This window comes from Flagellimonas alvinocaridis (genome assembly GCF_004916895.1).
GTDB classification, from domain to species: Bacteria; Bacteroidota; Bacteroidia; order Flavobacteriales; family Flavobacteriaceae; genus Flagellimonas; species Flagellimonas alvinocaridis.
The window spans coordinates 86,215-110,771 of the sequence record NZ_SNTZ01000009.1 but is presented as its reverse complement, the minus strand read 5'-3'; the positions used below and the strand labels follow the sequence as shown (position 1 = coordinate 110,771).

General features: G+C 41.2%; 12 protein-coding genes. 4 read left to right on the top strand and 8 right to left on the bottom strand.

Going from position 1 to position 24,557, the window contains the following annotated elements; genetic code table 11:
* Positions 1 to 3,060, bottom strand: a 3,060-nt coding sequence (locus EZV76_RS13640; RefSeq protein WP_136567127.1) for a LamG-like jellyroll fold domain-containing protein, incomplete at its 3' end; no start/stop codon positions are given.
* A gap of 182 nt (positions 3,061 to 3,242) precedes the next feature.
* Positions 3,243 to 4,901 carry a glucosamine inositolphosphorylceramide transferase family protein gene (locus tag EZV76_RS13635; RefSeq protein ID WP_136567126.1) on the bottom strand — a complete coding sequence of 553 codons (1,659 nt, stop codon included), beginning with the start codon at positions 4,899 to 4,901 and terminating at the stop codon, positions 3,243 to 3,245.
* A 342-nt stretch (positions 4,902 to 5,243) separates the two neighbouring features.
* Between EZV76_RS13635 and EZV76_RS13630 the strand changes: the two genes are divergently transcribed.
* On the top strand, positions 5,244 to 6,794 hold the full coding sequence (locus EZV76_RS13630; protein WP_136567125.1) for a pectate lyase family protein: 1,551 nt from the start codon (positions 5,244 to 5,246) through the stop codon (positions 6,792 to 6,794).
* Between the two features lie 50 nt (positions 6,795 to 6,844).
* On the opposite strand, the gene EZV76_RS13625 is transcribed toward EZV76_RS13630, so the two are convergent.
* The 6 genes from EZV76_RS13625 to EZV76_RS13600 all read right to left on the bottom strand — a co-directional run bounded on the left by EZV76_RS13625 (position 6,845) and on the right by EZV76_RS13600 (position 18,829).
* Positions 6,845 to 7,975: an acyltransferase family protein gene (locus tag EZV76_RS13625; RefSeq protein WP_161594423.1), complete on the bottom strand. Its 1,131-nt coding sequence runs from the start codon at positions 7,973 to 7,975 to the stop codon at positions 6,845 to 6,847.
* Positions 7,976 to 7,986: 11 nt separating this feature from the next.
* Positions 7,987 to 9,003 (bottom strand): NAD-dependent epimerase, encoded by a 1,017-nt coding sequence (locus EZV76_RS13620; RefSeq protein ID WP_136567123.1) that lies wholly within the window; start codon positions 9,001 to 9,003, stop codon positions 7,987 to 7,989.
* Between the two features lie 3 nt (positions 9,004 to 9,006).
* On the bottom strand, positions 9,007 to 9,600 hold the full coding sequence (locus EZV76_RS13615) for a sugar transferase (protein ID WP_136567122.1): 594 nt from the start codon (positions 9,598 to 9,600) through the stop codon (positions 9,007 to 9,009).
* Positions 9,597 to 10,805 (bottom strand): DegT/DnrJ/EryC1/StrS family aminotransferase, encoded by a 1,209-nt coding sequence (locus EZV76_RS13610; RefSeq protein WP_136567121.1) that lies wholly within the window; start codon positions 10,803 to 10,805, stop codon positions 9,597 to 9,599. The genes EZV76_RS13615 and EZV76_RS13610 overlap by 4 nt, the downstream gene beginning before the upstream one ends.
* Positions 10,795 to 11,892 carry a glycosyltransferase family 4 protein gene (locus EZV76_RS13605; protein WP_136567120.1) on the bottom strand — a complete coding sequence of 366 codons (1,098 nt, stop codon included), beginning with the start codon at positions 11,890 to 11,892 and terminating at the stop codon, positions 10,795 to 10,797. Before EZV76_RS13605 ends, EZV76_RS13610 begins: the two co-directional genes overlap by 11 nt.
* A gap of 115 nt (positions 11,893 to 12,007) precedes the next feature.
* On the bottom strand, positions 12,008 to 18,829 hold the full coding sequence (locus EZV76_RS13600) for a PKD domain-containing protein (RefSeq protein ID WP_161594422.1): 6,822 nt from the start codon (positions 18,827 to 18,829) through the stop codon (positions 12,008 to 12,010).
* 452 nt (positions 18,830 to 19,281) lie between these two features.
* Here EZV76_RS13600 and EZV76_RS13595 point away from each other — a divergent pair, with 452 nt between their 5' ends.
* From EZV76_RS13595 to EZV76_RS13585, 3 genes are read left to right on the top strand one after another with little or no spacing between them, the layout of a single operon-like run.
* Positions 19,282 to 21,225, top strand: a complete 1,944-nt coding sequence (locus tag EZV76_RS13595) for a polysaccharide biosynthesis protein (RefSeq protein ID WP_136567118.1) — start codon at positions 19,282 to 19,284, stop codon at positions 21,223 to 21,225.
* Between the two features lie 23 nt (positions 21,226 to 21,248).
* Positions 21,249 to 22,025: a polysaccharide biosynthesis/export family protein gene (locus EZV76_RS13590; RefSeq protein WP_136567117.1), complete on the top strand. Its 777-nt coding sequence runs from the start codon at positions 21,249 to 21,251 to the stop codon at positions 22,023 to 22,025.
* Between the two features lie 26 nt (positions 22,026 to 22,051).
* A complete protein-coding gene (locus tag EZV76_RS13585; RefSeq protein ID WP_136567116.1) occupies positions 22,052 to 24,439 on the top strand; it encodes a GumC family protein in 2,388 nt (795 codons plus the stop codon).
* Positions 24,440 to 24,557: the final 118 nt, after the last annotated feature.

Sequence of the window (24,557 nt, the reverse complement as noted above, 5' to 3'; positions counted from 1 at the left end):
CGCCAAGGTGGAGCTGCCACCGTCGCCAAAGTCCCAACTGTGCGACACCACCCCCACATCGTCCGTGGAGCCACTGCCCGTAAAACTGACCTCCAATGGCGCATTGCCCGTCAAAGGGCTCGCCGTGGCAACCGCTACCGGGGCCGAACTACCACCTTCTGAAGTTACTTGCAACGTTAAAGTCACTGTACACCCTTCACTACTGGTAAGCAAATAATCACCACTATCCGAAATATCTACATTGCCTAAATTATAATCATCCCCCACAACCGTACCACCGGGCAATGTAATGGAAACTCCCAAGGTATTGGGTAAAATACTCAACATCACCTCTGTACCTTCTTCCACAGTAATATGATCGCTTCCACTCAGCCACTCGCCATTTATCCTGTATTCTTGAACTACTTGCGTTGTTCCGGGTGGGCAATCTGTAGAGGGGGGTATTTCCGTGTTCAGATTCACTACCGTTGGACATCCATCTGCTGTGGTAAGAACAAACTTTCCATAATTGGTAGGGTCTACCAGTCCATTATTTCTTTCAGGGTTGCCAAAATTATAGACATAGGTATCAACCTGATATGCATTGAAGGCATTGTGATTTGACAAATCGTCCACAGAACTGAATGTAGGTCCATCTTTCTGGGGAGTGGTCAAAAAGTATTCCCCGGAATAGCCCTTGGCTCTAATATATACCGTTTCACCATCAGAAACCTCAATGTTATTTCCTTCAATCCAAACACCATTATTTCCTATCATGTATTCTGCAACAATGCTGTTCTGGGAACAATCTGCAAGATTGGGATTGTTTTGTAATTGCCCTTGTAGGTATTGGGAAACAATCTCGTTTCTTGAAAGAACGCGATTGTATACCTTAAGTTCGTCTATTCGTCCATCCAACTCATCCGTTACGCCACTACCATTATAATTACCGGAAGGGTTCTGTAGTCTTTGATAAAACCCAGAAGTTGTAAAAGTGGAAAAATTGGACTCATTTGGATTTAGAATGAAATTTCCCTGAACGGGCATGCGGCTAATTTCTACACCATTGGCGTACAATATGGCATTATTTCCATCGTACGTAGCCGCAACATGAACCCATTGACCTGGAGGTGAATACCCTGCATAGCAGCTTGCCTCTCCTCCCGTATCTGTTGGAAACTCCCATTTGTAGAGACTATTGTGGAATCCAAAGAAAATGGATGGGTAATCATGACTGAAAATGCCCACGTTGTGCTGCACTTCATCTCTATTCACCCATGCCATGAGGGTAATTTTATTGGTTAGCGCACCCATTGATTGCGAATGTGAAACTTCTCCAATAGTATTGCTTTGAAACTCATATCCATCTGTTTCCATTGCTCCACCAAACAAGCCTTGACCCCAATTGTCGCTACTTGGGTTTTTAATGCCCAAGTTATTATCCGTATCAAAAAATGAGAGGTCATTTCCGAAACTGGAACGATCAAAAGACATTGTGCCTTGACCTTCATCAAAACCAATATCCAAGATTAAGCTCTGATCTTGATTATTGGCCACATTTGCTCCAATTTGTATGGTTTCGGCTATGGAGGGAACCCCATTACCATCCATTGCAAAAAGCATATAGTACCCTGGTGGCAGAAGGTTGTTTCCTGGAATATTGACATTGTACGCCCCTTGGGATTGTGTATGGCTAACTGGAATTCTTCTCTGCTCATTATTGGTGCTATGTGTAGCAGATGAAAATCTAATCAAACAGAATTCTTGAATATTGGCACTTCCTGAAACATTAATTCCTGTATTGTAATTTGCTTTGTCCGGAGCACTAATTATGGGCCTGGCGGCCAAAGAGCCATTACCATTGAAAAGATAAGGTGGACTGTAGATCTCTGCATCAAAATGGTTTACACAACCCGGAGTACTGTCACAAAGACCTCCGCCCCCAACAAAGACCCGACCATCTGTCATTAAAATAGCTACGCTATGATAGGTCCTAGGCGTTACCATTCCGGCAACCGTACGCCACGTATTGGTTGAAGGATTATATAATTCAGCAGTAAGTCTTGACCCTATATCTGAAAACACTTCTGCCCTATCAAGTCCTCCGGTGACCAAAACATCACCATTGGGAAGGACTGTGCTGTTGTGCATGGTCCTGGAAAAGGAAAGCTGTCCAGCACTTGTAACATTGGGTGCTGTGCCATAAGGAACGTTTATATCGATGACATAAGCATTATTTTTGGCTGGATGACCACTGGAATAAGATTCAGAACCACCCACTTTCAAAATTTTGTCCACATCGAACATTACCGTGGTTCCTTTCATGGAATACGAATCATTGGATCGTTGACCCGCGCTTACGATACTCCCATTTCCCGAAACATCGATCCAATGCATCAACTCGCTCGGTCCAGCATGAAAAAGACCTCCATTGGACGCAGGCCATAACCAAGCATGGTTATCCGCTCTGTAAACACCTTCCGATTCAGTGGAAAGATCTCCCCCTGTGTAAATGTCATCACCATCGATCCCAGATAACACAACCCATCCTGTACTCTCCGTCCATATTTCAGCATCTCTTGCCCCAGAGTTTCCATTACCGCTCCAAGAACCTCCCAACGTAAAAACAGAACCGTTGGACAAAGTGACATTACCTTGATATCCTCGAGGAATATTCATATCGTCTGCCACTTCCCATAGGCCTGTTACGGGATCATAAATGCTAGTTCGTTCACTGGAAGAACCTCCTGCCGATAAAATCCGACCATCTGGAAGATTGTTGATCCCCGGGCAAAACATGTCATGATTTGTGTTGGCTGTAAATTCGCCCAATGCCTGTCCATTGGCACCCAAAAACGGGTCGAATATTTCCGTGAAGGTAGCCCCATCTTGTCCCCCAAAGGTATCCCTGAATTTTGAAGACCAGGTAATGAGCCTGCCGTCGGGCAAATTGGCCACAGCCACAGGCACAATTCCAAATCCTACGGGATCACTCCATTGACCGTCTTGAGCTGGATTTTGGGTATAGACAAAATGAAAGCTGCAGATAGCAAGAATTGCTATATATGCACTCTTTTGCATGGTTGAAAAGGTTGATTTAGTTTAAAAAACGGGGAATTTTCTTAAAGCTACTCAATAGTCGAGCGCATAAAAATCCAGCAGTTGCAAATTTCGACAAAACACCAGTTTTATCGTTAAACGGATTTCAGGGATTACAATATTATGAAAACAGTTTCGTTGCCCTTATTTCCCAAAAAAGCATACTAAAACCTATTTCTCTTGATCATTGCATCAATGATTGTAAGTCTGCTTTTGGAATTAAGCGTGTGTGTGGCCAAGAGGTCTTTCTCCCAATTGGGGTAAATGGATTGCTCTTCCATTTCTTCATATTCCGTCTCTGTTAGTTTGGTGATCTTGCTCAATGTCATTCCGTGGCCATACCTTTTGGCACAATTTTGACCCGGTCTGTACAGATTTCCTTGGTACTCAATAACATTACCTGCCGGCCTTGCTTTTTTCACATCTGAAACAACGGGATTCATTGGATGCTCCTTCCATTCATCAAACAGGCCGTCTGCATAGAACAGGAAAAGCTCATCCCATGTAGAAGCTCCTTCATTGGTTCTGACATTGGCAAACATCCAATATTTTCCATCATATTGAAAAATTGTGGCATCATATGCACTGATGTTATCCAGAAGTACTTTTTTAAGTTTCCATTTTAGTGGGAATTCTTCGCACTCATAAAGCTCAACAGTGTTGTTATCAGCACTTTCGGGAATCATGTATATTTTGTCCCCATCTTCAAACAGGAAAGGGTACGAAAGATGGTAATCGGTTTCCAAAACCAATTGACAGTCCCCTACCATTCCCTTTTCATTTAACTCTATAACAGATATTACTCCTTTTCCTTTTTTGTATATGTATTCCTCCAGAAACACAAAATACTTATTGTCCTTTACCGCAATGAAAGGATCTGCCCAAAAACGATCTCTAGGAGGAACCAACCTCTTGAACCTAAAAAAAGACTGTGATATCTTATCCTGCTTTTCAAACTTATAGAGTAAAATCCACTGATCCAAAACAAAAAGTTCCCTTATCTTTTCTTTGATGGTATGCCATACTCTTTTTGTTATGTATTTCACCATGGTGAAATTCCCTGGAGTTATAAAAAGCTCATTATAATAAATGCTGGGCTTGTTGTTAAGTGGTGAAACACTTTTAAAAAAGTCTTTTTCCCCCATTTCATACAATTCTTTCAACTTTCTTGGGATAAAAGATTTTGCTTTCCAATAATAGTTGTTCCTGTTCCTTTGGATACTGGACTTATCAGTGGATGAATAGGATTCAAAAAGTTTCACTCCTCCATCCAAATCTTCGGTAAGTATCTGCAATATTACCCCAGTTTCATCCCAGCCTTTAATAACTTCCCAAACTCCCGCGGGACCGCCCCTATTCACATTGTTGTCCCCATGATGGTAAGACCATACACCATACTTGGAGCATTTTAGGATGTTGCCCCTTAAAATTCTAAATCCGAAGCGTAAGAAGACATCCAACTTGTAGTCTTTTATTTTGGCTATGTCTTCCTCTACAACCCTATCACTAAAAGCGGTTTCGGTGGTCTCAACTGTCAACTCAGGGACAGAAAGGGTTTCCCTAATGTCTTTGGGTTCAAACGCATCCGGAGAAAGGCTTATCAACCTTTGCTCAAGTTTCATGTATTGTTCATACAAAAAAACCCGACCGTATTTCTTTAATTTCTGAGAGAATGTATCTTGGGTTGTTTTACCCACCTTTTTTTTTACCAATACGGTTATCTCTGCATAAGGAGAGTTCACCAATTCTTGTAGTATGCTGTTTTCCCAAGAGGAAATTTGGTATTGGTCTATCAACACACCAATCTTTAGTTTTTGCTTCATTTTTTGGTTGGTCTCTTATTGAAAGTATGGTTTAAGGCAGTGGTTGTTTGGCTAGAATTATTAATTGTATTGTGCCAATTTCAATTAAAAATTTAGTGTAGTTCATCGAAAAACACATGAAAACTGTTAAATAAAGTTAAAAGGAAAATCCATAGTTCTTAATCGGTTCGTACAAGGCTTTGTTCACAATTTTTAGTAACAAAAAGACAGTTAAAAAGTTAAAAAGGGTGGTGTGCTGTGCATTTCATCGAAAAATCATGTGTTTTTATCGATTTAATTTTTTTACGAATTAAATTTACGCCCCGTGATGAAGTCTCGAACACCCCACAAATCTAGTTATTTATGAAAAAACCTCAAAGATTACTGATGAGCATTTTCTTAACCTACTTTCTGCTTATTACTTTTTCATCATGCCAAAAGGACGAGGATTTATTTACTCAAGCCATTGACGAAGAAATAGAAGAGACTGTACAGGAAGAAAATAAAGATGACAATACCGTAGACGAACCGGATACAGATTCCGATACTGACCCCATATTGGATGACGAGGTTTCTTATGGTGTTTTGGCATTCCCTTCCGCCGAAGGAGCCGGTGCTTACGCTACCGGTGGCCGTGGTGGTAAGGTTTTAGTTGTAACAACCCTTGCGGATAGTGGTGAGGGATCTTTCAGATGGGCCGTTCAACAAAGTGGTCCCAGAACTATTGTTTTTAATGTTTCCGGTGAAATTGAACTACGTAGCAGTATTGTGCTTAATGGTTCTGAACACAGTAATTTAACCATCGCAGGACAAACTGCCCCGCAAGGAGGAATCACCATCAAAGGAGCTCCGTTACAGTTTTACAGTGTTCAAAATGTTGTGATACGATATCTAAGGGTTAGACCTTTCAATTCGCAAGGTGCTGGTGAAGGAAATGATGCCATTACCTGTATGGGTTGCCGTTATGTGATCTATGATCACCTTTCTGTTTCAGGAGGTGGAGATGAAACCATAGATTTTTGGCACTTTGGAGGTTCACAATCTGGCAATGTTACCGTACAACGGGTTCTAACAGGCGAAAGTCAGAATGGAGGTTTGGCCGGTGGTGAGCAAAATCCAGATGTTTGGAGAACTCTGACTTATTTTTCATCGCACCACAATCTATCCATTCACGGATATAATAGAATGCCCTCGAATGCGGCTGGAGGTACCCACGAATATGTAAACAATCTTATTGGCAACTGGAAATTTAAACTTATCAGTGCCGAATGCAATGCAAGGGTAAATCAAATCAACAATTACTATAGACCTGGAGCCACTTCCAATACCAGTAAAGGAAATGGACTTAACATGTTAAGTGTAAAATCAGGTCACGACGTAAAAGTTTATGCCTCGGGTAATTACTATGAAGGTATGAATTTTGCCAACCAAGATAACCGAGATGGATGGACGATAACCATAAATGGACAAGCTGTAAGCCCTCCCAACCCTTGGGAAAGTTATTTTCAAAGCAGTCCGTTTAGCATAGAAGGGGTTCCTGTTACCGTAACTTCTGCCAGTGAAGCCGTAAACGATGTGACAGGCGATGTTGGAGCCAATAAATACCTAAAAGCTGATGGTTCTTATGGGACTTGGCAAGATGATTTGGATAAAGAATACATAAGTGATTTCCTAAACGACACCTACACCAACTGCAAAGGTTGTAGTGGATTTGTCTGGTATGATGGTGGAAGCTATGCTTACCCTAACATCCCAACCAACCAAAGAAGCAGTGATTACGATTCTGATTTGGATGGTATGGCGGATATTTGGGAAATGGCCAATTTTGGAACCTTGAATACTGGGGCCAATGATGATGCCGACCAAGATGGCTATACCAATTTGGAAGAGTTCTTGAACATGGTTGATAGATAGAAACTAAAAAAAGATTTTATTATTCCATCAAAAATAAAACTAAAGGAGGCTTAAGCCTCCTTTAGTTTTTTAGTATTCTTTTTTCCAATCTTCCCATACTTCTGGCTAAGTACCATAAATGGTTTTTCCACCAAAAGATAGTATCCTGTAATCACTACAATTGAAAGAGGAACAAAAATCAAAGCTTGGGAAATAAAGGTAAATTCATAAGAATCAATAAAAGTAAGTCTATCCGAAAAGATCTTCATCACCAAATGGTAAAACGGAAAGTGAAGCAAATACAATGAATAACACATTCCCCCTATGACCGTGACCCAATTATTGGTCACTACCTTTTTCAAAATAGATAGGTTAAAGGATGAAATCAATATCAAGAACAAGCTAAGTGTCCTTAGCATCCAATCGCCAAAAACAAAGAAAAACAGGAACAGGTTTACCACAAAAAAGATATCCCATACCCAAAATCTTTCAAACTTAACATTCTTATATACATCCGCTGCTATTATCCCGGCAAGGAAATACCTCAAGTAGTCATTTAAATCCAAATCCGGGGTAACATCCAAATGCAAAGAAAGCATCAACATTAAGAAATAGAGGAAATAACGCCAAACTGCTTTGTTCATCAAACAGAAACCTAGAATGAAAATTGGCATTAACAGATAGAACTGCACCTCAATTTCTAAACTCCATGCCGGAGGAAGAATGTATGAATAGGAGTGGTAAGCTAGATTGTGCACATAAAAAAATGAGGCTACATAACGATCCCATAAAAAAGCAAAGTCATGTTGTCCCATTATAAAAAGGTGCACCAAAAAGAACACTGAGATCGCAATAAGATAGGGCGGTTCAATTCTGATAAGTCTACGCAGAAAATAACTCCTAAAGTCCAACTCCTTTATTTTTTTCCCAAGAAAAGGAAGTGCAAGGATAAATCCACTAATACCAAAAAACAGTTCTACTCCCAGATTTCCTTGATACATAACATACCGAAGTAAACTTTCACTTTCAATCAGCTCGCGATCAAAATTGGTGTTGTATTCCAAAAAAGCTTGGCTACAGTGCGCAAACATTACAGGAAGTATGGCAAAAAACCGTAAAGCATCGATCTCTGGGATAAATCTTTGTGAAGATTTCCTTCTAAGAAGATCAATGGCGTTTTGTCTAAATAGTTTGAACTTCATGACACTTGATGTTAGATTTTGTAATAGGCCTTGAACCATTCCACAAATCGTTTAATCCCAACGGAAATACTTGTGTTTGGTTCATAATTGTATTCACTTACCAAATCATCTACATTGGCCCAGGTTTTTTTAACATCCCCTGGTTGCATGGGCAAATACTCTTTTTTGGCCTCTATGTTCAACTCCTTTTCTATAGTTTCAATAAAATCGGTAAGCTTAACTGAGTCATTGTTACCGATATTGAAAATCTTATATTTTGGCTCATCATCCGCAACTGGTTTTTCTATGATCCTTACAACCCCATTCACGATATCGTCTATGTAGGTGAAATCCCTTTCCAAATCCCCATTGTTGAATATTTTTATGGGATCGCCTTTTAGCATGGCATTGGTGAACAGAAACATGGCCATATCTGGTCTTCCCCATGGGCCATACACTGTAAAAAACCGTAGTCCAGTAGTCTTAAAGCCGTAGAGATGGCTATAGGTGTGTGCCATAAGCTCATTACTTTTCTTGGAAGCGGCGTAAAGGCTAATTGGGTGGTCCACATTATCAGTAGTCTCAAAAGGAACCTTTTTGTTCAACCCATATACACTGGAACTACTGGCATATACCAAATGCTTTATTTCATGGCGCTTGCAGTTATCCAAAATATTGAAGAACCCCACAATGTTGCTTTCAATATATGCAGAAGGGTTTTCCAAACTATATCTTACTCCTGCCTGGGCCGCTAAATTGCAAACTATTTCAAATTTATGCTCATTGAATAGTTTGTCCATCGAAGCACTATCCTCCAATCCCAAACGAATGAAGCTAAAATCTGGGTATGTACCGCTCTCTACAATAGTATTGAAATTTTTGGCCTTGTCTTCTTCAATACCCAACTGCTCCAGTCTTGAAAACTTAAGACTACGCGGATAGTAATCGTTGATATTGTCCAGCCCAACGACCCTATGTCCTTTGTCCAACAAAGATTTACATACATGGTATCCAATAAAGCCGGCGGCTCCTGTGACTAAAATGTTCATGAACTATTGTTTTTTTATGATAACGGTTATGGTTTTGAATATAATGGACAAGTCTTTGAACATGCCTTTCTCGGCAATATATTTTTTATTGAGGCCTAATTTGATGGGCATTATTTCCTCAATGTATTTTTTTTCGGGGTCTTCGGATTCTTTTAAAATATCATTTTCATTCCTGAAGGCAATAGAAGCATAGTCGGTTATTCCTGGTCTAACGGAAAGAACTTCCATATCTGATTCGGAATAGTGCTCAACATATTTTCTCACCTCCGGTCTTGGTCCTACCAAACTCATTTCACCCGTAAAAACATTAAAGAGTTGAGGAAGTTCGTCCAATTTGAATTTTCTTAGATAATACCCCACCTTGGTAACCCTAGGGTCTCTACCTCCTACTGTGAGCAGTCCTTTCTTGTCCGAACCAGTATACATGGTCCTAAACTTAAAAATCCTAAAATCCTTGTTTCCTTTACCAACCCTCACTTGCCTAAAAAAAACAGGTCCTTTGGATGAAATCTTGACCAATATGGCAATGAGGACAAGTATTGGCGACAATACAAGTATCCCAAAAGAAGACAATATTATGTCGAACAATCTTTTCATTTCAGGACATTTTCCACAGTCTCGGAAACCACCTTTACTATATAGGCAATATGTTCTTGGGACAATTGTGGGTATATGGGCAATGATATTTCATTTGTGTACATCTGCATGGCCATCGGATACGCTTCTTCTTGATATCCCATTTGTTTAAAAAGCGATAATCTGGGCAATGGCTGAAAATGCACGTTTACGGCCACCCCTCTTTCTCCAACTCCTTGAATGATCAAATCTCTTTGTTCTTCGGTTGCTCCTTTGATTCTAAGCGGATACAAATGGCAAGACGATTGTTGGTCGTCCGTACGAAAATGTGGTTCAATGGCCCAATCCTTTTCCTCAAAAAAGGAATTGTACTGCTCAAAAATCTCTTTTCGTTTTGGCAATATGTCATCCAAATACACCTCCATTTGACCTACACCAATTGCAGCCAAAACATCAGGAAGATTAATCTTAAGCCCTGGGTAAATAATATCGTATTTCCAGCTCCCTGCTTTGGATTTGGCCAAAGCATCCTTGGTCTGTCCATTTAAGGAATAACATCTCAGGGTACGATATAACTCATCGTTATTGAATGGCTCTGGAAGATTTAAGCATATTGCCCCACCTTCTGCTGTGGTGACATTCTTTACTGCATGTAATGAAAAAATAGTGATATCCGTTAAAACACCCGTGCTTTTACCTTTATACATCGCACCTATGGAATGTGCAGCATCGGCCACCACCAAAATACGACCCAGTTTTTCCTGAACTTCACCTTGTGGAACAAACAATTCCCTCTTTTTGGACACCAAGTCATTGATTCCATCATAATCGCAAGGCCAGCCCGCAAAATCAACAGGGATTATGGCCTTAGTTCTGGGCGTAATTGCTTTTTCAATGTTCTCAATGGCAATATTAAAATCTTCACCAACATCTACCATAATTGGTCTCGCCCCTGCATGAATCACAGACATGGCCGTGGCTGCATACGTATATGCCGGTATGATCACTTCATCACCTTCACCTACTCCTAACCATTTTAAGACCAAAATGGCACCAGAAGTCCATGAGTTTACACAGACTACTTCGGGAGCATCTGTTGCTTCCTTGATTTGTTCTTCAAGCTTGCGTACTTGCGGACCAGTGGTTATCCACCCTGAATCCAAGGATTTAAGGACTTCCTCTTTTACTTTGTCGTTAATAAACGGAGGCGAAAAATCAATTTTCATATGCTTTTTGATATAGGTCTGAATAGGCTTTACTTACAACTTCCATGCTGTAATTCTGAACATTGAGCAGCGCATTCTTAGAAAGTTCGTCCGCTAACGTTTCATTTTCATATAAGGCAATTATGGCTTCCGCCAATGCCTCAGAATCCTTTGGTTTTACAATCAACCCTTCTTTCATGTGCCTTGCGATATCGGTAACTCCGGGTACATCTGTGGTCACCAAGGGTAATCCATATGCAGATGCTTCCAACAACACCCTTGCAAAACCTTCGCGATAGAAGGTAGGCAGCACAAAGACATCAGATCCCAATAGCAGATCTGGAACATCACTTCGTTTTCCCAACCATTCTACATATGGCGCATATTGGTTTAGGATTTTCTCGTTCAGCTTTTCTGAATTCTCTTCCAATGGGCCAACCAACAAAAACTTAAACCCAAATCCTTTGTCAGCACACATTTTAGCGGCTTCCAAATACTGGATGATTCCTTTGGCATAGACCAACCTTGAAACGCAAATTGCGGTAAAGGGGCTTCTGCTCCTGGCAGCCTTCTCTTTAATGCTTTTTAAATCTATGCCACTACCATAGATCATGGAATGGTTCTTTTCTGTTACCAACGCTTTTTCAAGAAAAAAGTTGCGATCATCCAAATTCTGGAAGGTAGTACAGAACACCCTTTTTCTGGCCAATGTATGCAAGAAAACGTATACGGATTGGGCAATACGTGTTGATAGACCTTTGGAAACAAATAATTTTCCCAAACCAGTTATGGTACGTACCACCTTGTGGGGTTGTCCAAACGAAGCCAAGGGTACCAAGAAAGCAGGTTTGGTATCAAAGGTTTGTACAATATCAAACTTATGCTCCTTGAAAATTTTTCTGTATTGGAAAATGGATGCTATATCCGAGAACAGGTTCAATTTCCTGTTCAGGTTATATTTTATGAACTGGATATGTTCTGGGTAGTCATAATCCTTGGTGCCCAAAATGGTAATCTCAAAACCATGTTGAAGCAAATAATTTGAAAGCTCGATTCTTTTATGGGCGTCTTCCCCCCCAACCAAACATAATTTAATTTTTTTCTCCATTTGGATTTTTATTCTCTAAACTATTCCTTGATTGTTTTATCTGAAGAGCTTCAAAGGTATTGCAGGGCTGTCCAGAACATGGACAGCCTGCTTACTTTTTTAATTATTCCTGTTATTAGTTTCGAACAATGAGTCTTAAAGGTACTGTGTCCCCACTGTTTAGAACCAACTGCACTGTATACACGCCATTTGAAACCGCAAATATGGGCAGCTCGTATCCTCCGTCAACTTCTACTTCGGAAGGAACATAGGATGTAATATATCTTCCACTAGAGTCATGCAAATGAATTTGCGTGACTGTTATTTCATCAGCTGCAGTATCCACATATATCCTTGCGGTTCCTGTTGCAGGGTTAGGAGCCAAAATGGAAACCATTTCCGCGGATGGTTCTACCACTATGGTTATTGTGGCTGTATCCGTTAAACCTTCGGCATCTTCAACAGTCAATGTTACTTCATAGGTTCCTGAAACCTCAAATATATGAGTAGGATTTGCTTCGTCTGATTGGCTACCATCGTCAAAATTCCAAGCGTAGGATACCACTTCTACATCGTCCTGTGAATTTGATCCAACAAAATTGACTTCCAATGGTACGGTTCCGTTTGCAGGGTTGGCATCAATCACTGCAACCGGCGGCTGGTTTTGGTTCGCAGCGGTAACCGTTACCTCCAATTGAACTTCACAGCCCTGGTCTGTAGTGAAGGTATACACGCCAGCATCGGCTTGCGCTATATCCGTTAGTACCAAATCATCCGTACTCAGAGCTTTGTTATTTCCATTGGGGCCTGCTAAGGAGAAGGTAAGTCCATCAGGGAAAACACCCAAGGACAATTGGTCACCTTCCTCTACGCTAACTGTGGCCTGTCCTACAACAGCCGTATCACCGTTCAGGCTATACTCGGTCTGTAATCCTAGTGAAGTACAAGGATCGCTTACAGTAACTTCCAACTGGACTTCACAGCCCTGGTCTGTAGTGAAGGTATACACGCCAGCATCGGCTTGCGCTATATCCGTTAGTACCAAATCATCCGTACCCAGGGTTTTGTTGTTTCCATTGGGGCCTGCTACGGAGAAGGTAAGCCCATCAGGAAAAACACCCAAGGACAATTGGTCACCTTCCTCTACGGCAACTGTGGCCTGTCCTACAACAGCCGTATCACCGTTCAGACTATACTCGGTCTGTAAGCCTAGTGCAATACATGGATCGCCTACAGTGACTTCCAACTGGACTTCACAGCCCTGGTCTGTAGTGAAGGTATACACGCCAGCATCGGCTTGCGCTATGTCCGTAAGTACCAAATCATCAGTACTCAGGGCTTTGTTGTTTCCATTGGGACCTGCTATGGAGAAGGTAAGCCCCCCAGGGAAAACACCCAAGGACAATTGGTCTCCTTCCTCTACGGCAACTGTGGCCTGTCCTACAACAGCCGTATCACCGTTCAGGCTAAACTCGGTCTGTAAGCCTAGTGCAATACATGGATCGCCTACAGTGACTTCCAACTGAATTTCGCAACCCTCAGCGGTAGTGAAGGTATAAATTCCAGCATCGGCTTGCGCCATATCCGTAAGTACCAAATCATCCGTACTCTGGGCTTTGTTGTTTCCATTGGGACCTGCTATGGAGAAGGTAAGTCCATCAGGGAAAACACCCAAGGACAATTGGTCTCCTTCCTCTACGGCAACTGTGGCTTGTCCTACAACAGCCGTATCACCGTTCAGGCTATACTCGGTCTGTAAGCCTAGTGCAGTACAGAATTCAACTACATTCAAGTCCAATTGAACTTCGCAGCCCTCTGCGGTAGTAAAGGTATATGTTCCACTATCAGCAAGAGTAGCGCTGCCTAGTACAAGGTCGGTAAGATCCAATGGTTTTGTATTTCCGTTGGGGCCAGCCACAGAGAATGTACGTCCGTCAGGAATAATTCCAAGCGAAATGTTATCTCCTTCGACTACAGAAACTGAACTAGATCCAGTAACTGCCGCCTCGCCATTGAGGACGTATTCAGTTTCCAAACCAATGGTAGAACAGAAGGTGTTGACCGTTAAATCCAACATGACTACACATCCGCTACCTGTTGTAAAGGTATATGTGCCACTATCCGCTGTGGTTAAACTTGGAATAGTCAAGTCATTGACTCCCATAGGTTTGTTGTTCCCATTAGGTCCATCGATTGAAAAAGCTGCGCCAAACGGTTCTATGCTCAACACAAGATTATCTCCTTCAATGGCCTCCAAGGTACTTGCTCCTTCTACAAATGGTCCACCATTTAAACTGTATTCCGTAACCACACCATAGGTGGCACAATCAACCGGATTTACAGTTAAATCCAGCGTAACCTCACACCCACTACCGCTTACAAATCTGTACAGACCACTATCTGCAGGAACTAACGTAGTAATGATAAGATCATCAAAATCGAAGGGTTTATCATTGCCATTAGGTCCGATAATGGAATAAGGCAATCCTTGAGGTTGAATACTCAATTGCAACTTGTTTCCTTCATCCACCGTAAGCTCGGTTGCTCCTTCAAAAAATGAGTTATCATTTATACTGTATTCTGTAACCATACCCAAAGTACCACAGTCCACTGGGTTCACAGTAAGGTTGATTGAAACCTCACAATCTCCGCCCGCAGTAAAGGTATATGTTCCAGAGTCTGCGGGAACCAAGTTGGAAATGGTTAAATCATTAAAATCGAAAGCTTTATTGTTTCCGTTTGGTCCAGTGATAGAAAACGGTAGATTAGGAGGCAGGATACTTAGAAAGAGAATATTGCCCTCATCAACGGTAACATCTGTTGCTCCCTCGATGTAGTTTTCACCATCCAAACTATATTCTGTGACCAATCCAAGTGTGCCACAATCAACATCATTTACAGTAACATCCAGGGTAACAAAACAGCCACTTCCTGTAGTAAATGTATATGTACCACTATCTGCGGGAGTTACATTGGGAATAATAAGGTCATCAGCGTTCAAGGGTTTATCATTACCATTAGGCCCTGTAATGCTATATGGAATTCCTTGTGGTTCCGCTCCTAAATAAAGAACGCTGCCTTCGTCAATGGTAATATCCGTTGCGCCTTGCACATAGTTATTTCCATCCAAACTATATTCGGTGGTCAAGCCCAATGCTACACAATCCACTTCATTAACGGTCAAATCCAAAGTGACGAAACAACCGTTACCTGTAGTAAATGTATATGTTCCACTATCTGCCGTAGTTAGGCTAGGAATGGTAAGATCGTTTAAATCATAAGGTTTGTCATTGCCATTAGGCCCTGTAATGGTAAAGGGAAATCCGCTGGGTTCTATACCCAAGATAAGAGAAAATCCTTCATCCACTTCCAGTTCACTAGCCCCTTCTACATAAGTATCCCCATCCAAACTATATTCAGTGACCAATCCAAAGGTTCCACAGTCTACTGCATTTACCGTAAGATCTAAAGTTACAAAGCAGCCATTACCTGTTGTAAAGGTATAGGTGCCACTATCTGCCACTGTAAGGTTTGGAATGGTGAGATCTGCTTCATTAAAAGGTTTGTCGTTTCCGTTGGGTCCTGTAATTGTGAATGGGTACCCCCCTGGCTCAATACCCAATATCAATGGTAATCCTTCATCCAAAGTAAGCTCACTTGCTCCTTCAACATAATTGTCTCCATCCAAACTATATTCGGTGACCAATCCCAAGGTAACACAATCCACTGCATTTACGGTAAGGTCCAAGGTCACAGAACAACCATTGCCCGTGGTGAACGTATAGGTTCCACTGTCCGCAGGAGTTAGACTGGGGATGGTCAAGTCATTTTGATCAAAGGCTTTATCATTGCCGTTGGGTCCAGCGATTGTAAAGGGATATCCACTAGGCTCAATACCCAAAATTAGCGTAAGACCTTCATCCAAAGTAAGCTCACTTGCTCCTTCAACATAATTGTTCCCGTCAGTACTATACTCAGTTACAAGACCAAATGTACCGCAGTCTGGTGTAGTCACTTCAATCTCCAATGTTGCAGTACATCCTTGTAATGAAGTAAATATATAGGTACCTGCCTGAATTGTAGAAATTGGACCTAAGTCGTAATCATCTCCCACCTCTGTACCATTGGGGAGTGTTATGGTAATATCCCCAACTTCATTAGGTGCTGCACTCAATACCACGGTGGTGCCTTGCTCAACTTGGATAGTTTCACCCGACACACCATCACTCCAAACACCATTTAACTGATATTCAGGATAAATAGGGGTATCTCCAGGATCACAAGACCCGGCAACATTTAAATTAATTACCGTTAAACAACCTTCTGCCGTGGTAAGTACGTATGTTCCCTCATTTCCGACACTTACCAAACCGTCATTCTTTTCAGGATCCCCGAATGGAAAAATATTAGTGTCTATCTGATAAGCGGCATCTGCATTAAATCCTGGTAAATCGTCCACCGAGCTAAAGGTTGGTCCATCCACTTCCATGGTAGTGACAAAATATTCCCCAACATAGTCTTTTGCCCTAATGTATATCTCACTGCCTTCTACGGCATTAATATTGTTGCCTTCCGTCCAAGTGCCGGCAGCACCTACTTTATATTCTGCTACAATGGGGTTTCCACTACAGTCCGGAATATTAGGGTTGCCTGTCTGTACGCCTTGCTGATAATACGCATCTATTTCACTGGGTGAAAGCGCAATATTAAACACCTTTAACTCATCAATTCTACCATCCAATTCATCGGTTACACCACTATCATTGTAGCTAGGGTCAGGGTCGGGATTGGTTTCATAAAATCCAGATGATGTAAATGACGAGAAATTAGGATCTACAGAATTCATGTTGATATCCGAGGTTATCTCCACGCTGCAAATCTCTACGCCATTGGCATAAAGCTTGGCGGTATGCCCATCATAGGTTGCGGCAATGTGTACCCATTGGCCCGGAGGGGTATATCCTGAGTAACATGAAGCTTGTCCTAGAGCAGTCATGAACTCCCATTTATACAAATTGTTATGGAATCCAAAAAACATGTCTGGATAATTATGACTAAACACCCCGGCATTATGAACCACTTCGTTTCGATTTACCCAAGCCATCATGGTGATTTGCTGCCTTATTGTGGACATAGACGAAGAATACGGCACCTCAAAAATCGTGTTACTTTGGAATTCAGCACCATCAGTTTGCAAAGCTCCTCCAAATACACCTGTACCCCAATTGTCAGTACTAAGTACTTTGGTAGCGGCGTCATTATCTACATCATAAATGGTTCCGTTGTTTCCGTATTGTGAATCATCTGCTGCTGTAGAGCCTGAACCTTCATCAAACTTAACATCCAAAACCAAACTTGGGTTGTTGCTAAGAGGAATATCCGATCCTATCTGAACGGCCTCAGCTACAGAAGGAACTCCATTGGAATCGATGGCAAACAACATGTAGTAGCCTGGAGGCAACAATTCCCTTCCAGGAATATCAACCGAATAATCTCCGGGAGTTCCTGGAAAAAATGTAACCGGTATTCTTCTTTGTTCATTATTGGTACTATGTGTGGCAGCCGAAAATCTAATCAAGCTGAATTCTTGAATATCAGTGCTTCCTGTTACATTTATAGAAGTATTGTAATCCGCAGTGGCTGGTGCACTTATGGTTGGCCGTGCGGCCAAAGACCCATCCGGATTGAACAAATAGGGCGGGCTGTAGATCTCAGCGTCGAAGTGATTGTAACATTCATCCAGGTTAGATGAATCACACAAACCACCACCACCTACAAAAACTCGGCCATCTATCATCAAGATGCCAACACTGTGATAAGTTCTAGCCATTTGCATCCCGGCAACGGATCGCCAGCTATTTGTGGTCGGATTATAGATTTCAGCCGTAAGTCTGGCCCCATCATCCGTAAATACTTCTGCGTGGTCCAAACCTCCAGTAACCAAGACCTCTCCATTAGGCAAAACCGTACTGTTGTGCATGGTTCTGGAAAATTCCAAATTATTGACTGTCTGGGTTACTGTTGGTGTACCCCCATAAGCCACCCCGTTCAAGTCAATCACAAAGCTGTTGTCCTTGGCAGGAGGCGCTCCCACCAAATCACTATCCCCATACGATTCGGCACCGCCCACTTTCAATATTTTTCCGATATCGAACATTACGGTGGTGCCTTTCATGGAATAAGTATCATCTGCCCTAAGGCCTGCGTCCACGATAGAACCTGTCCCCGAAACATCGATCCAGTGCATCATTTCACTAGGTCCTGCATGGAAAAGGTATCCGTTGGGTGCTGGCCAAAGCCACACATGGTTGTCCACTCTATACAAGCCTTGTAGTTCCAAGGCCAAATCGTTGGCGGTATAAATATCCTCCCCTGTAATTCCTGGCAAGGACACCCAGCCCGTTGCTTCTGTCCAAAGTTCTGCATCTTTACCGCCATTGGTTGCAGGTGTATCCGCATCGCTCCAAGAACCCCCAACTGTAAAAACGGAGCCATCTGTCAAGGTTACATTACCCTGATATCCTCTGGGGATGTTCATTTCATCAGCCACTGCCCAATCTCCTGTGACCGGGTCATATATACTGGTACGTTGACTGGTAGTACCTCCTGCGGAAAGAATTCTTCCATCAGAAAGGTTATTGATTCCTGGACAGAACATATCATGATCTGTATTGGTGGTAAATTCACCAAGCGCCTGTCCATCAGGTCCCATAAATGGGTCGAAAATTTCAGTAAAAGTTGCTCCATCACCAGAACCCGTCCATGTGTCCCTAAACTGTGACGACCACGTTATCAAACGTCCGTCGGGAAGGTTGGCCACCGCAACTGGTACAATGCCAAATCCGATGGGGTCGCTCCATTGACCTACTTGATCAGGAGACTGAGCCTTGAGGTTGGTTGCAAAAAAGGTGAAAAAGCAAATTAAGATAAGTGAGATTGAAGGGGTAATTTTTTTCATTTCCATTTTTTTGAACAACCAAAGTTAACTTTAACAAAAAACTCTTCTCTATTAATACGTCAAAAGCGTTCAATTCTTCGATTAAAAACCACCCCAAAAGAAAAACCGCATTTCATCGTCAAAAATCTCAGGATGAAACTCATTGGCATTCAGTTTAGGTACCAAGTGGTATCCTTTTCAACCTTTCCTTACTACTTTACAACCTCTAGTACATTTATTGAAAGAAGAATCTTATATCTCTTGGAGTTTTGTTGGATTCCCATGAAAACAAAAGCTTAAAGCTCCATTCATTTGCAAACAGATTTATCATTATTCTTAACCAAGGCTTTAGGATTTTTTTTGCACTTAAACGATAATATCTCGGCTTTAACGAAATTACATTTCAAACTTAATCAGGAGAATTGATCATTTGTATCTTCACCATGGCTTAACCCAAAAACCCAATCAAACAAATGATTTCAAAACTACTTGCAGAAACCACTAAAAAGCATATTTCCAAGTGGCTGGTATTAGTTATTGATTCCATAATAATCTCATTCTCCTTTGTCTTATCCTACATCATCAGGTTTAATCTTACCTTGGATTTTGATGTACAGCAACTTTTCTATCAGCTTCCTTTGGTTGTGTTGATTTCATGTGCTGCAATTTTGATTATTGGGTCTCACAAGGGAGTTATAAGACATACTGGTGTAAAGGATGTGTATAATTTGTTCAACGCAACTTGCTTGGCAAGTATTTTCACCATCTTTTTTGTGGTATTGATCAAGCAGTACGAGTTTGTGGAAGGGTTTACCATTCCGCTATCCATTATTATTATACACAGTCTTATCTCTTTCATGGGATTAACGGCATCGAGGTTTCTTTTCAAGTATTTGCACCACCAATATCAAAGCAGGAACAACCTCAAAATCACAAAGAACGTTCTCATCTATGGTGCCAGCGAATCTGGGATCATAGCCCACAATGTTATCACCAACAGTCCTTTGAACACTGCCCGTGTCATAGGATACATTGACCACGATGGCAGAAAAGTTGGGAAACAGATCAATGGTGTCAAAATTTTCGGTAAAGAAGAACTGACGGAAAGCTTTATCCATAAAAACAAAATTTCCGAAGTCATCTTTTCCATACAAAAGATTGGACCAAATGAGCTACGGAAAGAAGTACAAGAATTGGTAAATCTACCTATTCAAGTAAAAATTGTTCCACCCGTGGAGGATTGGATCAATGGTGAGTTAAAGCCTTCCCAGATCAAAAAGGTTCAGATTGAGGATTTGTTGGACAGGCCACCCATTGACACCAAGAACAACAAAATTGGCGAAGCGCTTAAAAACCAGACCATTTTGGTGACCGGGGGCGCTGGATCCATTGGAAGCGAGCTTGTTAGGCAAATTTGCCTGTACGATTATACGTCGTTGATCATTATTGACCAAGCGGAATCGGCTTTGTATGACCTTCAGCAGGAATTGAAACAAAATGGTCACCACAACTATATTGCCTTAGTGGCCGATATCAGGGATAAAAATAGGATGAGCATGCTGTTCCAAGAGTATAAGCCAACCATGGTTTTCCATGCTGCCGCTTACAAGCATGTTCCGCTAATGGAATATAATTCTTACGAGGCCATTAAAATAAACATTGCAGGAACCAAGGTAATTGCAGACTTGGCCATTCAGAACAATGTGAGCAAGTTTGTTTTTGTGTCTACGGACAAAGCGGTAAACCCAACCAACGTCATGGGTGCCACCAAGAGAATTGCTGAAATGTACATCAGTTGTCTTCAACAAGAGAACAAAACCAAGTTCATCATAACAAGATTTGGCAATGTTCTGGGATCAAATGGGTCTGTAATTCCATTGTTTAAAAAGCAGATTGAAAAAGGTGGTCCGCTTACCGTTACCCATAAAGATATAACCCGTTATTTCATGACCATACCCGAAGCCTCGCAACTGGTTTTGGAAGCAGGGTCCATGGGCAATGGAGGTGAAATCTTTATTTTTGATATGGGAGAATGTGTAAAAATATTCGATCTGGCCAAGAACATGATAAAACTCTCCGGATTATCCTATCCGCATGATATCGACATAGAAATCACAGGTCTGCGCCCTGGTGAAAAACTTTATGAAGAGTTGTTGGCCAATGGCGAAAACACAATGCCGACCTACCACAAGAAAATATTGATCAGCAAAACCAAATGTATCGATTATAATGCTGCAAGAACCAAAATAGAGGAGCTTTGCCTTACCAATATGTTCTTTTCGGGGAATACCGTTAGATTAATGAAGGAAATCGTACCCGAATATGTCTCTAAAAATTCTAAATTTACCCAGCTAGATCAAGAAAAGAAATTGGACACCCCCCACTTGTCCGATGTCAAAGAAAAAAACCTTACGTGAACTTTTACTAAAAACCTTACTTCATGCACAAAATTAAATCTTCAATCAAATGCTTAGGCATCACATTAGTCATTGGTGCCCTTCTTGCTTCATGCGCTTCTAAAAAAGATGTAGTCTATTTTCAAGATGCAAAGGATTTTGAAACTTTGGTGAGCAAGAATACTTTTTCATCCAAGTTCAAGGTAGACGATGTTTTAAGTATCCACGTCTCTACATTGGATCCGGAAGCAAGTGTGCCCTTTAACCTTTTTAAAGGTGCTGAGGAAGGTGGTTTTACCCCACAACAAGTAGATTATATTGTTGATAAGGAAGGAAATATTGACTTTCCCGTTATAGGAAGTGTAAAAATTCAAGGGCTTTCGCCGGAAGAGGTAAAAGTCTTATTGAAAGATAGGCTCAGCGATTATTTGAAAGATCCCATCATAAACGTCAGGTTAAAGAATTTTACCGTTACCGTATTGGGCGAAGTCAACAGACCTGGCACTTATCCCGTAGTAGGTGAGCAGATTACCATTTTTGAGGCCTTGGGATTGGCCAATGACCTTACCATTAAAGGTATGCGGAACAATGTTCTTGTTATCAGGGATTTTAACGGTACAAAAGTCTACAACAGAATAGATTTAACCAAGAAAGATGCCTTGAACTCCCCTGTGTACTATCTTACACAAAACGACATTGTCTATATTGAACCCAATCAATCTGCGGTTACATCGTCTACATTGGACAATAGGGCCGGTATTGCAGTATCCATTGCATCCTTGTTGATTACATCTACGGTTCTTATTCTTACAAGAAATTAATTTTACCCCCTCATCTTTTATAAAAAATGGACAAGACGTATTCTTCACCATTAGATAAAAAAACAGAATTGTCAGAAATTGTTTCCAGTTATACCAAACATTGGAAATGGTTTGCTCTTTCAGTGTTTATATGCTTGGTAGTTGCCTTCCTTTACTTGAGGTATGCAACTCCGATTTTTTCTGCCAGTGCACAGATTCAAGTTCTGGATGAGAATGCAGCCTCATCTGAATTGGGCGTTTTCAGGGAACTGGAAATATTTACCGGTGGCAACAAAACCAAGGTTCAGGACGAAATCGACATTTTTAAATCCCGTTCTAATTTTATTGAAGTTGCCAAACAACTAGGGCTTAACATTAGAATGACCGTACTTGGAAAAATTGCCGATACGGAAATTTATAATGATGCTCCTGTAAACATCAATTTTATTCCATCAGACTCCATAGTAGAGCAGTCCAAATTCAGTTTTTTCCTTGATTTGAGCAGCGAGACCCAATTTGGGCACAAAAGTGAGGAGAACGAATCGTTTAAATCGTATGTGTACGGAAAACAGGTGTCCACCCCAATAGGCAATATGGTTATTACACCCAATGATAACTTTAAAAGATACAAGAATGAGAATTTAAGGGTAGATATAATGCCTATCCACGAAGTGGGCCAAAATTACATGAAGAAAATCAAGGTGTCCATGAAGGATGAGTTCTCCAACGTACTCAGCATAACCATTACGGACCCTAATCAAGATAAAGCCGTAGACATTCTTAATGCGCTCATCAACACCTATAACAACAATGCTATTGCGGACAAAAAGGCTGTAGCCGATAAAACTTCGCTTTTTATTGATGATCGTATTGCGGACATTTATTCAGATCTTTCATCAGTAGATCAATCTGCAGAGGATTTCCGTACGGATAGGGGAATTGCAGACATAGCTTCCCAATCCAACATCAATTTAAATGTAAGTGCCACTGGCGAACAAGAATTGAGGGATGCCAATATTCAATTGAATATTGCTTCTTCTATGCGGGATTTGATTGAAACCCAAGAGAGTTTTGACATTATTCCATCCAATATTGGACTTTCAGACCCTTCCATTGCCAATGCAGCAGCCAAATACAACCAGCTGGTCGCGGAGAGGAACAGACTTCTTAAAAGTTCTAATGAAAAAAACCCTGTAATTGTAAACCTTGACGAACAGTTAAGAGGACTGAAAAGAACCATGCAGTCCAGTTTAAACAGTGTGGAAAACAATCTAAACCTACAGGTAAATGATTTGAGCAAACAGCTCTCCAGGGTGAACTCCAGAATTTATTCTGCTCCAAAAAATGAAAGGGCGTTAAGGGATATTACCCGTAAACAGCAAACAGCAGAATCGTTATACTTATACTTGCTTCAAAAGCGTGAAGAAGCACAAATATCTTTTGCTTCGTCCGCACCCAAGTCCAAGGTAATTGATTGGGCCTATGCAACCAGTTCCAATCCAGTTGCGCCCAAATCAAATATTATTCTTTTGGCCTCTCTCCTATTTGGTTTGGCCATTCCATTCTCTATTTTGTACACAAAGGATTTGCTGGATTCCAAAGTCCATAACAAATCAACATTGGAAAAGTTCATCCGTGAGGTTCCCGTACTGGGAGAGATTCCAAGATTGAAAAAGAACGAGTTGAAAATCATCAACGACCAAGACAGGTCTGTACTTGCCGAATCGCTTCGTATTTTAAGGACCAATTTGGACTATCTCATCAAATCCAAAAAGAACAAGTCCAAAAACAACATCATCTTTGTCACTTCGGGTGTTCCCGGAGAAGGTAAGACCTTTGTTTCGTCTAACTTGGCCATGGTCTTGGCCAGTACCAATAAAAAGGTCATTCTTATTGGTGCGGATATTAGGAACCCAAAAATTTACTCTTTCTTCAGCGGTGCAAATGTTGATAAGTTGAGTTTAGGGAAATCACAAGATGGAATTGGTCTTTCGGAATTCCTACATGACCATAGCATTTCTTTATCAGATATGATCAATCCCATGTTGGCCTATTCCAATACCATTGATGTGGTATACTCCGGAAAAATTCCGCCAAACCCGGCAGAATTGTTAATGAGTGAGCGATTAAAGGAACTTTTTGATGAAGTTTCTGAAAAGTACGATTATGTAATTGTGGATACTGCCCCCCTTATGGTGGTTTCAGATACTTTATTGATAAGCACCTTTGCAGATTTCACAGTGTATGTAACTCGATCTGGAATGACAGAAAGAACTTCACTGGAGTTTCCCCGAAACCTTCAAAAAGAAGGTAAACTAAACGGATTGACATTTGTTGTAAATGGGGTTAAGCAATCTGAACTTGGATATGGTGGCAGATACGGATATGGGTATGGCGCTACGGTAAAAAAATGGTGGCATTTCTCAAGAACCTGATACTTTATACAAAATCTACACTTAACACCTATTCAGAAACGGATTCGAAAACGATAAAAGCGTATCTAAAAACAAACAAGGTGATTAACCATGTTTTTTCATAATAATCCAACATTCA